Origin of the sequence: Persicobacter diffluens (assembly GCF_036244895.1) — a bacterium.
Classification (GTDB): Bacteria; Bacteroidota; Bacteroidia; order Cytophagales; family Cyclobacteriaceae; genus Persicobacter; species Persicobacter diffluens.
Genome location: NZ_BQKE01000001.1, coordinates 2,623,007 through 2,635,080 on the forward strand (window position 1 = coordinate 2,623,007; position 12,074 = coordinate 2,635,080).

A 12,074-nucleotide genomic window follows, 5' to 3' on the forward strand; every position below is an offset into this window, starting at 1 on the left:
CAACATTTAATTTTTCATTCATGCGCACTTATCTGTTCTATGATCTGGAAACTTCCGGACTCCATCATGCTTTTGACCAAATCCTGCAATTTGCCGCCATCAGAACAGATGAAAACTTCCATGAGCTGGAGCGCCATGAATTCCGTGTACACATTCGCCCGGATGTCATCCCCTCCCCGGAGGCCCTGACGACCACCAAGATTGATCCCATGGAATTTCGTGGAGAGATGAATGAATTTGAAGCAGTTCGACGCATTCACCAATTGGTGAACGTTCCCAATACCACCAGCATCGGATACAATTCCATCGGCTTTGATGATCTGATGATCCGACATGCTTTCTTCCGCAATTTGCTCGACCCTTACACCCACGGTTATGCCAATGGTTGCAAGCGGGCAGATTTACTACCGATTGCCATCATCTTCCGTCAGTTTAATCCGGAGGGCATTAACTGGCCGCATAAGGAAGACGGAACGCCGAGCATGAAGCTGGAATTAATCTCTAAAGCGAATGGACTGGCTGATGGCATGGCGCATGATGCCATGGTGGATGTAGAGGCGACACTTGCCCTGGCCAAAAAACTGGCCGCCAACAAAACCATCTGGTCCTGGGCGATGGAGTATTTTGACAAAAACACCTTCAATAGCCGATTAGAGAAATATGTGGAACACAAACCGCTGGGAGCGGTAGGCCAACTGACCTGGGGATTGTTGATGCATAACCGCATTGGTGGGAATGCCGGCTATCAGGCACCCGTAATTTATATGGGCCACTCCAATATGAAGCAGCATCTCTTCCTGCAATTGGATCGGGCGGATTTGGCTGAGCTCAATGAAACAGAACGTAAAGAAGAATTAAGTGGCGTTTGGAGATGCAAATATGGAGAGCCTCCATTCATTCTTCCCTTCGAGCGATTACAGAAAGATTTTATCACCGATGAACGTCGTGCACTGATGAAATCCAATGTGCAGTGGATCAAAGAAAATTGGGTGGAGTGGCAAGCAATGTGTCAGTTCCAAATGGACTATCGTTATCCGCAGGTGGATGGCGTTGATACCGATGACTTGATCTATAATGGCTTTTGGAATGATAGCGTCAAAAAACAGAATGCGGCCTTCCATCAGGCGCGTGACTGGCAGGAACGTTATGATATCTGCTCCACCATGAAGGATGAAACCACCCGCACTTTAGGCCGAAGAATCCTTTTTAGAAATGAGCAACAGCTTTCTCCGGAATTATCCATGGCACAAATGGAATTCTTTACCGAGCGCTGGACAGATCAGAAGATTCTTGACAAAACAGGTAAAGATCGATTTACCCCTCATATGGCTTTACAACGCATTCAGGAACTATATGATGATCAGGAGCACCCACTTTCCGAAGAGGATCATAACATCCTGATGAGCTATGAGGAATGGCTGCATGAGCGTATGGCGAACTTTGAGTAGGGTTTGTTCATCTTAGAGGACCAGGTAATAATCCATTTTTTATTTATCATTTGCCTGGTCTCTGTCTGGTCTTAGGCTATGTCTAAGACCCAAAACTATTGGAGCGTCCGCTCCTTTTTGATCCAGGCATAAGTCATCTGCCTATACATTACCAATGCTAAAAACATCATCCGTCGAAATTAAATAATACATTTCCTACCAATATTGAGGTAGTCAAGCGATTGATATTACCATCTTAAAATTCGTTTGGTTTTAGCAGGAGCGGACGCTCCAATAATATAGGGTCGTAGCAAAATGCAACGACCAGTGTGTGGGCTCGCCCGAAATACGCACTCTCCCCTCCTCCCTACTGGTTTTAGGCGAAATCTGAAACAAAAAAAACAGGAATGTCCGCATAAGATCACAAGATCCTAACAAAACTTGGACTAGAGCGCCAACCACTTGCTGGTCTTAGGCTATGTCTAAGACCCAAAACTATTGGAGCGTCCGCTCCTTTTTTATTCAGCCATAATTCACCTGTCTGGGCATTCCCAATATCAAAAGGGACAATGCATAGGAATTCAACACAACATTTCCCCACCAATATGGAGGTAGTCAAGCGGATTGATATCACCTGTCTGGTCTTAGGCTGTGTCTAGGACCCAAAACCTTAGGAGTGTCCGCTCCTTTTTTATCCAGCTATAATTCACCTGCTTATGCATTCCCAATATCAAAAGGGACAATGCATAAGAATTCAATATACATTTCCCAGCCAATATTGAGGTAGTCTAGCAGATGGAATTAACACCCAAAAAGCCAATGATTTGCTGGAGCGGACGCTCCCATAATATAGGGTCGTAGCAAAATGCAACGACCAGTGTGGTTTCAAGCGATATCCAAGCGCGAAAACCTCCATAAAAACAAAAAACCGCATCACTGCGGCTTTCCATTATAATTCTTTCATCAATTCAGCTATCCTTTTCAGGGCATCCACCTTCGGACTCGGGTTCACTACCCCACTGTTAAATTTAAACCAGGCGCCTTCCCCGGGATCCAGATACTTGGCCCCTTTTTTCGGCTTGCCCTGCACTACCGCTTCCCAATTGTAGTCCGGCAGATAAATATCCTTCAGCGTATGCTTCAGGTCATGCCAGGGGTACTCTTTGACCACCGGCGCCAAACCATTCTGCTCTTTTGTCACGGTAAAGGATCGTACGGAAAACTTCGCCTCTATATCCACTTTAAATGCGGGCTCTTCTCCGAGGTCCATATATTTAATCAATAGTGGCTTGGAGCGTCCGGCCAATTCATAAACCGCCTGAATGGCTTCCTCCATGAAGTACAACCACAAGTCCATCTCTCCGGGATAACCCACTATCACATTGCCTTCCAAATCCATCATGGTTACTTCAATGATCGGATCTTCGGCATTGCGATTGGTTTTCTTTTTAATCCAGGAAGTTTTAGCCAGCACCTCCTCGAATTCCTCCTCCCACAACACGGGCAAATTACCCTTCCAGCTGAAATTATCATCCGGTGCAAAGCCTTCATCAATGATTTCCGCCTCGGTCAGTTCCTCCCGAAAAAGATATTCGATTTTGTAACGACTGAACAACTGATTCTGAAAATCAATCGCCAGTTCATACTGACAACAATACGGCGGAGGTACGTCGCCAGAGTAATATTTTATGGTTATTCCCCCAAGGGATCCTAAATCAATGTTTTCCATAGCGTAAAATTAATCAATTGCTGCGAAAGGTGAAATCAGGCTTGCACCAATCCGTTCTTTTTTCTCAATCCCCACAACAAAAGGAAGCTGATCAGTCCATTGAGAATTAATAACTCAAAACCAAAGCGGTAACCGCCCAGCCACTGCTCACTGTTCGCAGAGATGATATAACACAACAGAGGCGCAACAATCCCCACGATGGGAATTCCTTTTTTATAAATACCGGCCGTCGGCAGAAAAAAGGCATAGCAAAATAAGCCCAGCAAAGGCCCGTAGGTATAACCCGCCACCTTAAATACCGCCTGCACCACCGACTCATCCGAGATGGCCGCAAATCCCGTGATCACCAACCACATGGTAAAAGCCAAAGCGATATGTACCTTCGTTCGGAAAGTTTTGGATGCTTTGGGTTGATGAAACCAATCCACACAGACGGAAGTCGTCAGGGCAGTTAGGGAAGAATCTGCTGAAGAATAGGCCGCTGCGATAATGCCCAGCAAGAAAGTGATGCCCACAAAGAGCGGCATATGCTCCATGGCCAGTAAAGGAAAAAGCTGATCCGTACGATCAGGAAGCGCAATGCCTTTGGCTTCTGCGAACAGAAACAAGCAGGAACCCATAAAGAGGAAAAATGCACAAGCCAGCAGAAAGCTCACCGAAAACCAACGCATATTCGTTTGCGCCTCTTTCAAATTCCGGCACGTCAGATTCTTCTGCATCATATTCTGATCCAGCCCCGTCATCACAATCGTCATGAAAATACCAGCAATAAACTGCTTGGGAAAAAAGTTCGCGGCCTGCCAATCCCAGAAAAATATTTGGGTAAAACCTTCCCCGCTACCTGCTGTCCAAAGTTCCGGTAGACTCATATTTAGATCCGAAGCAATAAACCAAACCGCCACCAGCACAGAGATCAACATGCAGGCCGTTTGCAAAGTATCTGTCCATACGATCGTCTTAATGCCCGAACGGAAAGTATAAGCATAAATCATCAAAATCATAATCCCCACCGTTAGCGGAAAAGGAATGCCGATCGGTTGGAAGAAGGCCATTTGCAGCACCATCACCGCCAGAAACATCCGGAAGGAAGCACCTATCATCTGCGAAACCACAAAAGCCACCGAAGCCGTTTTGTGCCCATACACCCCGAGGCGATCCCGCAGCAATTCATAAATGCTCACCACATCATGCTTATAATACAGGGGCAACAGCACTTGCGAGATGATCCAGTAGCCCACAAAATTCCCCAGCACAAACTGCAGATAGGCAAAGCCCCCGCCCCCCACCTGTCCGGGAACGGAAATAAAGGTGACCCCACTCAGGGAAGCACCCACCATACCGAACGCCACCAAATACCAGGGCGATGACCGGTCAGCGGAGAAAAATGCCTGGCTATCCGAAGACTTACCCGTAACCCAGGACAATAACATCAAAAAAAGAAAATAGGCCGCAATGACCCAAAAAACGATTGTAGTGCTCATACCGAAAAATTTCCCATCAAAATACACATCCTGCGCACAAAGCCCAAGGAAAATTCCACTGCCAATAGCACTAATGCTAAGCAGGAATAATCCTGATGTTTTTTTGGGGCAGCCCTCCTGACGTCGGTCGGGCTTTCGGCAGTCGCTCTTTTTGACGAGCCCGCTGCGCTTTAGGCGGTCAAAAAGGAGCTCCAACAATGCCTCTATCCCTCTGCCGGCGCGCCTCGATTACTACAGGAGCGAAGCTCCGCAGGGACAGGGATGAAGCGGGCCTGTTTAAACCACAGCGGCCCAAAAGGCCGATGGGGTGAGCCGCGCCAGCCCGGTGCCAGCGCTTGCGATGGCAGTCCCCCCCTAAAAAAACTTAACACTCCGGCTTCGCAATCTGCTGCATCAATTGGTATTTTTTCGTGGGGTATTGCTTCATCACCCGGTAAAAATACCAGAGTCCCAAACCAACTATCAAAAGCGCGGTCAACAGCCCGGAGAACAGGCTGTTTAGGTTTCAAAATCTCCCTCACTCCGGGAATGGTTCAGGAACCAGCCAAAACCTGGGCCAAACAGTAAGGCAAAGACTAAATACAGAAAGAAGAAGCCCAGCTCTTTGGCGTCAGAAAGTCTGCGCCCACCGGCTTTAAAATAGTTGCGGAGGTATAGTTGGAACATATTTTTCGTTGTGAATATTTATGGGTTATACTTCAGGATTACTCGTCACCCGAATCACCTCATAGCGGTACTTCCGGAAATTGGCGGCAACGTCTCGCAAGTAGAATACCAATCCTACCAAGACCAGCAAGGGCAAAAAAGCCAGCCACCAATACCATTGAATGGCATAGACACAGGCACAAATCAAAAGGCAGGCCATGCTCAGCCACATGGAAACGGTCTTCTTCCCAGCCGTATTCTTTTCCGTATAGGGCATGGGCAAATGGAGGCTACCCGCTAATGAAAGCAATACGAACATCAATACCACCAGGCCATAGTACAGCAGGAAATCCACGATCTTCTCCGGAAAACAAAATACCATAAAAACGGCCACTAGCACAAAATCAATCAACAATGGCCATCTCATGATATTTAACTGCACCCGCCAAAATTCCCTGATGCTACCACTCCGAAGCTCCACGGCATGAAACAGACCACGCCAGTTCCCCCAAAAATTCAAGTAGAAATAAGTAAACAGCGGCATCGGAACCACAAACATCCACATCAGTACGCTATAAACTCCCGCACCCGAAGAATCGGGATTCCTCAATTGTACAACGGCCATGCCCAAAAAATAAATTCTTAAAAGGTAAGCCAATAGCAAAAGCCGTCGCATTTTTTTATTGGTATGCAACTTTAACAATGGCCCAAAACTCATCGTCCAGCGGCTCAGTATATTTTTGCGGTAAGTGGGTTCCACATAGCGCAACATCAGCAAGCCCAAACCTCCAATCGCAAAAACAGGCGTCATCACCATCTGATCCGGAGCGGAGAATAAAATCCACTCAAAGGCCGCCACCAGCAACAATAGCAACACCATGGACGCATAAACCCAGGGACGATAAGTCACCGCCAGTGTCTGGGCCACCTGTAACCGCAGCAAATTCCCCAAAACGATTGCCGTGCCGGACATCAGCCACCACTCCCGCTGGTATAAATCCAGATGAAAACCAAACAGGATCACGAACAAAAGGCAAAAGATATTGCGCTGGCAAATCAGCAATTCTATGACATCGACCATAAAACGTTGCCCCCGTTTTACGGGTAAATAGGCCGGCCACTTGGTCACATAGGGCGTATAAGCGGGGAATATTAGTGCCAATAAGGGCAATAACATCAACCCATTGATCATAAGCTGAAATAATACGTCAAAGGCTGTAAACCGTTCGGCTGCCCAGGCTTCATTCATCAATGCACTAAACAGAAAACCATAACCCACAGCCACTAGCAATTGCCCTAAAAAGCTCAGCAGATTCTTACCGGATTTAAGCCCACGGAGCCAGGTGATGAGGCTTTTCTGAAAATATAAGCTGATCATATCCAGCTCAGGTTTGTACTGGCCATTTCGGTTTCCAGCTTGGACAATAATGCTTCATCCAGCTGGCCTTTAAAGTTGGCCGTAAATTCATCAAAGGTACCGGAAAAAGTCATCTGCCCATTATCTAATAATCCGATATGACTCACCAGTTTTTCCAGATAGGAAAGATCATGGGAGGAGACCAGCACCGCACGTTGGGCCGTCCCATATTTTTTGATGAAGCGAATCATCTTCTCTGCAGCCAGGATATCCAAACCGGAAAAAGGCTCATCCAAAATCAAAAGATCCGGCGTATTTAAAACGGCTGCACAAAAGGCGACTTTCTTTCGCATACCGGTGGAATAGGAAGAAATGGATTTCTTGAGTGGATTTTCATCTTCAAAAAAATAGGCGATCAGATCATTGATCCGCTCCTTTTGGGTCGGACCATCCATACTGTAAATTTTGGCGACAAACTCCAGAAACTCCCGGGCAGTAAATTCCTCAATTAGGCCCAAATCCTGCCCAACCACACCCCAGCGTCTTTTGTCTGCCGCAACGAAAGCTCGGACATCCTTCCCAAAAACATTTACCTCGCCTTCCTGTCGCTGAATTAAATCTAAAATCAAATTGATCAGGGTGCTTTTTCCTGCACCATTCTTCCCCAACAACCCAAAGATCTGTCCCGCCTCCACTTCCAAATCTAATTGATCAAGCACCACCTGCTGACCAAATTGTTGACTTAAGCCCTTAACTGAAATCATAAATAGTATTTTTCGAATTTAAATTTTCACTTAAACACTAAAGTAAGGAAGTAGAGGCAGTTTTACAGTAAGGCTTTTACCAATGGCGAAATGAAAACATAAATGGAAAATCGGGACTGTGAAAGATGAAAATCGAAATTATTGGGCATAAAAAAACCTGACCAATAATTGATCAGGTTTTGTGTCGGGGTGGCAGGATTCGAACCTGCGACCTCCTGCTCCCAAAGCAGGCGCGATGACCGGGCTACGCTACACCCCGTGGTGTTTTTCCACTGTCCAAAGACTGTGGGCCCTACTGGATTCGAACCAGTGACCCCCTGCTTGTAAGGCAGGTGCTCTGAACCAACTGAGCTAAGAGCCCTTGGGAGACAAGGAATGCCTTGTCGTCACCTAAGTGCGGAGAGTGGGGGATTCGAACCCCCGGTACCGTTTCCAGTACGTCAGTTTAGCAAACTGGTGGTTTCAGCCACTCACCCAACTCTCCTGGAGCCTCCAGTCGGACTCGAACCAACGACCTACTGATTACAAGTCAGTTGCTCTACCAACTGAGCTATGGAGGCAATATGAAAATTTAATTTTCACAATCGACGTTTCGATTGTGGGCCCTGCTGGATTCGAACCAGCGACCCCCTGCTTGTAAGGCAGGTGCTCTGAACCAACTGAGCTAAGAGCCCGAGTCTGTATAGACAGGGCATGCCCTGTCTCAACGAACCGACAACAAACATATTGCTGCGGAACTTGTCGGGGTGGCAGGATTCGAACCTGCGACCTCCTGCTCCCAAAGCAGGCGCGATGACCGGGCTACGCTACACCCCGAAGGCCCTCATTTTTGAAGGGAGTACAAAGGTAAAGCAAAAATTGAGATCTGCAATACTGTACTCTAAATTTATTTTTGTGTCGGGGTGGCAGGATTCGAACCTGCGACCTCCTGCTCCCAAAGCAGGCGCGATGACCGGGCTACGCTACACCCCGAACGAAAGGGAAACTACTCCCTGAGCCTCCAGTCGGACTCGAACCAACGACCTACTGATTACAAGTCAGTTGCTCTACCAACTGAGCTATGGAGGCAATATGAAATTTTACTTTCACAACCGACGTTTCGGTTGTGGGCCCTGCTGGATTCGAACCAGCGACCCCCTGCTTGTAAGGCAGGTGCTCTGAACCAACTGAGCTAAGAGCCCGAGTGCTCACTTCAAAATTTCTCTTGTGGTGAGTCGGTTGAGACTGGGCATGCCCTGTCTATACTTTTTGCACTGAACAAGGCTTTCCTTGTCCAAGCTGTCGGGGTGGCAGGATTCGAACCTGCGACCTCCTGCTCCCAAAGCAGGCGCGATGACCGGGCTACGCTACACCCCGTGGTGTTTTTCCACCGTCGGAAGACTGTGGGCCCTGCTGGATTCGAACCAGCGACCCCCTGCTTGTAAGGCAGGTGCTCTGAACCAACTGAGCTAAGAGCCCGAATGCTCACTTCAAAATTTCTCTTGTGGTGAGTCGGCTGAGACAGGATATGACCTGTCTATACTTTTTGCACTGGACAAGACTTTCCTTGTCCAAGCTGTCGGGGTGGCAGGATTCGAACCTGCGACCTCCTGCTCCCAAAGCAGGCGCGATGACCGGGCTACGCTACACCCCGTGGTGTTTTTCCACCGTCCGAAGACTGTGGGCCCTACTGGATTCGAACCAGTGACCCCCTGCTTGTAAGGCAGGTGCTCTGAACCAACTGAGCTAAGAGCCCGAGTGCTCACTTCAAAATTTCTCTTGCGGTGAGTTGGTTGAGACAGGGCACGCCCTGTCTATACTTTTTGCACTGGACAAGACATTCCTTGTCCAAGCTGTCGGGGTGGCAGGATTCGAACCTGCGACCTCCTGCTCCCAAAGCAGGCGCGATGACCGGGCTACGCTACACCCCGTGCAGTTGAAAGAATTGATGGTATTTTAAATACTACGCGTCTCTCCCCTACTAAATAGAGCCTCCAGTCGGACTCGAACCAACGACCTACTGATTACAAGTCAGTTGCTCTACCAACTGAGCTATGGAGGCTAAAGATGGATATCTTAAAATCAATTATCAGACCAAATCGAATGATCCGATGAACATATCCATTAATTGTGGGCCCTGCTGGATTCGAACCAGCGACCCCCTGCTTGTAAGGCAGGTGCTCTGAACCAACTGAGCTAAGAGCCCGAGTACTCACTTCAAAATTTCTTTTGTGGTGAGTTACTGAGACAGGACATGTCCTGTCTATACCAGTGCGGAGAGTGGGGGATTCGAACCCCCGGTACCGTTTCCAGTACGTCAGTTTAGCAAACTGGTGGTTTCAGCCACTCACCCAACTCTCCTGGAGCCTCCAGTCGGACTCGAACCAACGACCTACTGATTACAAGTCAGTTGCTCTACCAACTGAGCTATGGAGGCTAAAGATTTTTGTGATGTAAATAAGGTTTGAGTAAATCTCTTCCCCAACAACATTAAGTTGTGGGCCCTACTGGATTCGAACCAGTGACCCCCTGCTTGTAAGGCAGGTGCTCTGAACCAACTGAGCTAAGAGCCCTTATTTTTATTATTGATCAAGCCTTATCCGGCTAAATCAACACAACATTCTGTTTAGTACAATATCAAGATTTCAAATCTTTCTCACATTCAAATGGCGATTATTTTCTTTTGAGCGACAAAACTAATTTCTGATTTCGAAGCGGATAAGAATGTCCATTTCTGCGTCTCTGAGGGCGTTTCCCTCAAAAGCGATGCAAACATACGGGCTTTATTTTTATCCACCAAACCTTCCCTCAAAAAAATAAATGATGATAAATTTCCCGACAGCGTCACCAAACAGATAAATTCATGTTTTCCAACCTTCTAGTGAGTGGAAAGGATTTGTAAAAAATGTTAAAAATTTTCCTTCAAGCGGAATTAGCTTGATTCCATTTTCAAACATTGCTAATATTAGGCCTTAAAAATCGGAGGCAAGGGCCAACGGGGAGCAAGACGGAATTCCTATAGATATTGCTATCGGCGCTCCTTTTTTCTATTTTTCGCAGAAGAATTTTTCAAAATTATATGACCTGGTATAAATCACTCGGGCTTACGGAATCAATTTTCATCATTATTTTCGTATTGCTCTACTTATTATTTGTCTGGAGAAACATCCGAATCGCTAATAGGCTACGAGCCGGATTCAAATGGGTGTTTATTAAACTGGTGCTACGCTCCCTGTATTTTGGCTGTTTTATTTTAGCATTACTCGGCCCTTCCTTCGGACAAATCTCCCAGGAAATAAAATCTGTAGGAAAAGACATCATGATCTGTGTAGATCTTTCCCAATCCATGAATGCGACGGACATTCCCCCTTCGCGCCTGGAAAAAGTAAAGTTTGAACTAAAAAACCTGGTCAGCGCTTTCAATTCAGACCGGGTAGGTATTGTCATCTTTTCTTCTGAAGCTTTTATGCAATGTCCGCTCACTTATGATCAGGGTGCATTAAATCTTTTTATCGAGACCATGAATACCGGCTTGGTGCCACATTCCGGAACTGATTTTGGCCCTCCTTTGGAAATGGCACTTAGTAAAATATCCAGCGAAGAAGAATCTGCCAATACGCCTAAGTCAAAAGTAATCATTTTGATTAGTGATGGAGAGGACTTTGGAGAGAAAACTAATGAGGCACTAAGCCAAATTGTAGAAAACAACATTAAATTATTTACGGTTGGAGTAGGAACTGCTGATGGTGGAAAAATCCCCATGGGACGTAGCTATAAAAGGGATAAGCAAGGCCGTCCGGTGGTCACCAAATTAGAAGCCACTGCACTTAAAAAGCTGGCATCTAAAACCGGGGGACGCTATTTTGAAGTAAATGATCAGCGTAATGATATTCCAAAACTTATCAATAATATCAGTCAAATAGAAGGCGAGCTGCGTGACAGCCGCCGGGTGGATGTTTCCGCCAATAAATTTTATTATTTTCTGGCATTAGGTTTACTCCTTATGGCCATTGATCTTTTGACCAGCATCCGAACCATCAAAATATGAGAACGCTTCTTATCTTATTGTTTGCGGCCCTTAGTTTTGACGGCTTCAATCATATTGCCAAGACTAATGCCCTTAAAAAGAAAGCAGAGGAAGCCATGCTTTCCGGAGATTTCCAAACCGCCACTACGCTTTATCATGAGCTTATTGACAGCTTAAAGGTGGCCGAGGATGAATCCGTTTTAAATTTATCCAATGCCTATTTTCATTTGCAGGACACCACCAATGCAGAAAAGTACTATAGTGCTGTAGTGGAAAGCCAAAACACCGACATTCGCGCCGAAGCCAATCAGCAGATGGGGGTGATCCAGTATCAAAAGCAGGACTTTAACAAAGCCCTGGCCCATTTTAAAGAATCCTTAAAAGCGGACCCCAATAATGCAGAAGCACGCTATAACTATGAGCTGGTCAAAAAAGTAATTGAAAATAATAAGCAACAACAGGATCAAAACCAGGAACCAGATATTCCGCCACTAACTCCATTTGCAAAACAGCTTAAAGCAAAATCAGACCAGCTGATTGCGCAAAAAAATTACGCACAAGCCCTGCAATTAATGGAAGATGGCTTGCAGCAGGATCCTTCCGTTGCGAACTATAATGATTATATTCATCGAACCCGTGTGGTGGCAGAAATTAATGCGAAATAA

The 12,074-nt window shown here is 46.4% G+C and carries 8 protein-coding genes and 19 tRNA genes; 3 read left to right on the forward strand and 24 right to left on the reverse strand.

Annotation, left to right across the window (positions count from 1 at the left end; all coding sequences use genetic code 11):
- The first annotated feature begins 20 nt into the window (after nt 1–20).
- A complete protein-coding gene (locus tag AAA970_RS10530) occupies nt 21–1,448 on the forward strand; it encodes an exonuclease domain-containing protein (protein ID WP_338237098.1) in 1,428 nt (475 codons plus the stop codon).
- A 928-nt stretch (nt 1,449–2,376) separates the two neighbouring features.
- On the opposite strand, the gene AAA970_RS10535 is transcribed toward AAA970_RS10530, so the two are convergent.
- The 24 genes from AAA970_RS10535 to AAA970_RS10650 all read right to left on the reverse strand — a co-directional run bounded on the left by AAA970_RS10535 (nt 2,377) and on the right by AAA970_RS10650 (nt 9,955).
- On the reverse strand, nt 2,377–3,156 hold the full coding sequence (locus tag AAA970_RS10535) for a hypothetical protein (protein ID WP_338237099.1): 780 nt from the start codon (nt 3,154–3,156) through the stop codon (nt 2,377–2,379).
- Nucleotides 3,157–3,191: 35 nt separating this feature from the next.
- Nucleotides 3,192–4,637 carry a sodium:solute symporter gene (locus AAA970_RS10540; RefSeq protein ID WP_338237100.1) on the reverse strand — a complete coding sequence of 482 codons (1,446 nt, stop codon included), beginning with the start codon at nt 4,635–4,637 and terminating at the stop codon, nt 3,192–3,194.
- 498 nt (nt 4,638–5,135) lie between these two features.
- A complete protein-coding gene (locus AAA970_RS10545) occupies nt 5,136–5,303 on the reverse strand; it encodes a hypothetical protein (protein ID WP_338237101.1) in 168 nt (55 codons plus the stop codon).
- Between the two features lie 25 nt (nt 5,304–5,328).
- The gene (locus AAA970_RS10550; RefSeq protein ID WP_338237102.1) at nt 5,329–6,660 is read right to left on the reverse strand and encodes a hypothetical protein; all 1,332 of its coding nucleotides are present in this window, start codon (nt 6,658–6,660) and stop codon (nt 5,329–5,331) included.
- Nucleotides 6,657–7,403, reverse strand: a complete 747-nt coding sequence (locus tag AAA970_RS10555; RefSeq protein ID WP_338237103.1) for an ABC transporter ATP-binding protein — start codon at nt 7,401–7,403, stop codon at nt 6,657–6,659. Before AAA970_RS10555 ends, AAA970_RS10550 begins: the two co-directional genes overlap by 4 nt.
- A 184-nt stretch (nt 7,404–7,587) precedes the next feature.
- Nucleotides 7,588–7,662 (reverse strand) — tRNA-Pro (locus tag AAA970_RS10560).
- Between the two features lie 27 nt (nt 7,663–7,689).
- Nucleotides 7,690–7,764 (reverse strand) — tRNA-Val (locus tag AAA970_RS10565).
- 36 nt (nt 7,765–7,800) lie between these two features.
- Nucleotides 7,801–7,887, reverse strand: a tRNA-Ser gene (locus AAA970_RS10570).
- A tRNA-Thr gene (locus AAA970_RS10575) sits at nt 7,888–7,963 on the reverse strand. It abuts the tRNA gene before it with no gap.
- Nucleotides 7,964–8,002: 39 nt separating this feature from the next.
- A tRNA-Val gene (locus tag AAA970_RS10580) sits at nt 8,003–8,077 on the reverse strand.
- Nucleotides 8,078–8,144: 67 nt separating this feature from the next.
- Nucleotides 8,145–8,219, reverse strand: a tRNA-Pro gene (locus tag AAA970_RS10585).
- A gap of 81 nt (nt 8,220–8,300) precedes the next feature.
- Nucleotides 8,301–8,375: transfer RNA gene (locus AAA970_RS10590), tRNA-Pro, on the reverse strand.
- A 23-nt stretch (nt 8,376–8,398) separates the two neighbouring features.
- Nucleotides 8,399–8,471: transfer RNA gene (locus AAA970_RS10595), tRNA-Thr, on the reverse strand.
- A gap of 38 nt (nt 8,472–8,509) precedes the next feature.
- Nucleotides 8,510–8,584, reverse strand: a tRNA-Val gene (locus AAA970_RS10600).
- A 100-nt stretch (nt 8,585–8,684) separates the two neighbouring features.
- Nucleotides 8,685–8,759: transfer RNA gene (locus AAA970_RS10605), tRNA-Pro, on the reverse strand.
- A gap of 27 nt (nt 8,760–8,786) precedes the next feature.
- Nucleotides 8,787–8,861: transfer RNA gene (locus tag AAA970_RS10610), tRNA-Val, on the reverse strand.
- A 100-nt stretch (nt 8,862–8,961) separates the two neighbouring features.
- Nucleotides 8,962–9,036, reverse strand: a tRNA-Pro gene (locus AAA970_RS10615).
- A 27-nt stretch (nt 9,037–9,063) separates the two neighbouring features.
- A tRNA-Val gene (locus AAA970_RS10620) sits at nt 9,064–9,138 on the reverse strand.
- Between the two features lie 100 nt (nt 9,139–9,238).
- Nucleotides 9,239–9,313, reverse strand: a tRNA-Pro gene (locus tag AAA970_RS10625).
- 58 nt (nt 9,314–9,371) lie between these two features.
- Nucleotides 9,372–9,444, reverse strand: a tRNA-Thr gene (locus AAA970_RS10630).
- 69 nt (nt 9,445–9,513) lie between these two features.
- Nucleotides 9,514–9,588: transfer RNA gene (locus AAA970_RS10635), tRNA-Val, on the reverse strand.
- 68 nt (nt 9,589–9,656) lie between these two features.
- Nucleotides 9,657–9,743: transfer RNA gene (locus AAA970_RS10640), tRNA-Ser, on the reverse strand.
- Nucleotides 9,744–9,819: transfer RNA gene (locus AAA970_RS10645), tRNA-Thr, on the reverse strand.
- Nucleotides 9,820–9,880: 61 nt separating this feature from the next.
- A tRNA-Val gene (locus AAA970_RS10650) sits at nt 9,881–9,955 on the reverse strand.
- Nucleotides 9,956–10,461: 506 nt separating this feature from the next.
- Between AAA970_RS10650 and AAA970_RS10655 the strand changes: the two genes are divergently transcribed.
- Both AAA970_RS10655 and AAA970_RS10660 read left to right on the forward strand, forming a co-directional pair.
- Nucleotides 10,462–11,430, forward strand: a complete 969-nt coding sequence (locus AAA970_RS10655; protein ID WP_060686869.1) for a VWA domain-containing protein — start codon at nt 10,462–10,464, stop codon at nt 11,428–11,430.
- Nucleotides 11,427–12,074 (forward strand): tetratricopeptide repeat protein, encoded by a 648-nt coding sequence (locus tag AAA970_RS10660; RefSeq protein WP_338237104.1) that lies wholly within the window; start codon nt 11,427–11,429, stop codon nt 12,072–12,074. The genes AAA970_RS10655 and AAA970_RS10660 overlap by 4 nt, the downstream gene beginning before the upstream one ends.

Excerpts from the sequence above, each read along its gene's own strand:
- AAA970_RS10530 (WP_338237098.1), top strand. The coding sequence starts at position 21 with ATGCGCACTTATCTGTTCTATGATCTGGAAACTTCCGGACTCCATCAT.
- AAA970_RS10540 (WP_338237100.1), bottom strand. The coding sequence starts at position 4,637 with ATGAGCACTACAATCGTTTTTTGGGTCATTGCGGCCTATTTTCTTTTT.
- AAA970_RS10550 (WP_338237102.1), bottom strand. The coding sequence starts at position 6,660 with ATGATCAGCTTATATTTTCAGAAAAGCCTCATCACCTGGCTCCGTGGG.
- AAA970_RS10655 (WP_060686869.1), top strand. The coding sequence starts at position 10,462 with ATGACCTGGTATAAATCACTCGGGCTTACGGAATCAATTTTCATCATT.
- AAA970_RS10660 (WP_338237104.1), top strand. The coding sequence starts at position 11,427 with ATGAGAACGCTTCTTATCTTATTGTTTGCGGCCCTTAGTTTTGACGGC.
- AAA970_RS10535 (WP_338237099.1), bottom strand. The coding sequence starts at position 3,156 with ATGGAAAACATTGATTTAGGATCCCTTGGGGGAATAACCATAAAATAT.
- AAA970_RS10545 (WP_338237101.1), bottom strand. The coding sequence starts at position 5,303 with ATGTTCCAACTATACCTCCGCAACTATTTTAAAGCCGGTGGGCGCAGA.
- AAA970_RS10555 (WP_338237103.1), bottom strand. The coding sequence starts at position 7,403 with ATGATTTCAGTTAAGGGCTTAAGTCAACAATTTGGTCAGCAGGTGGTG.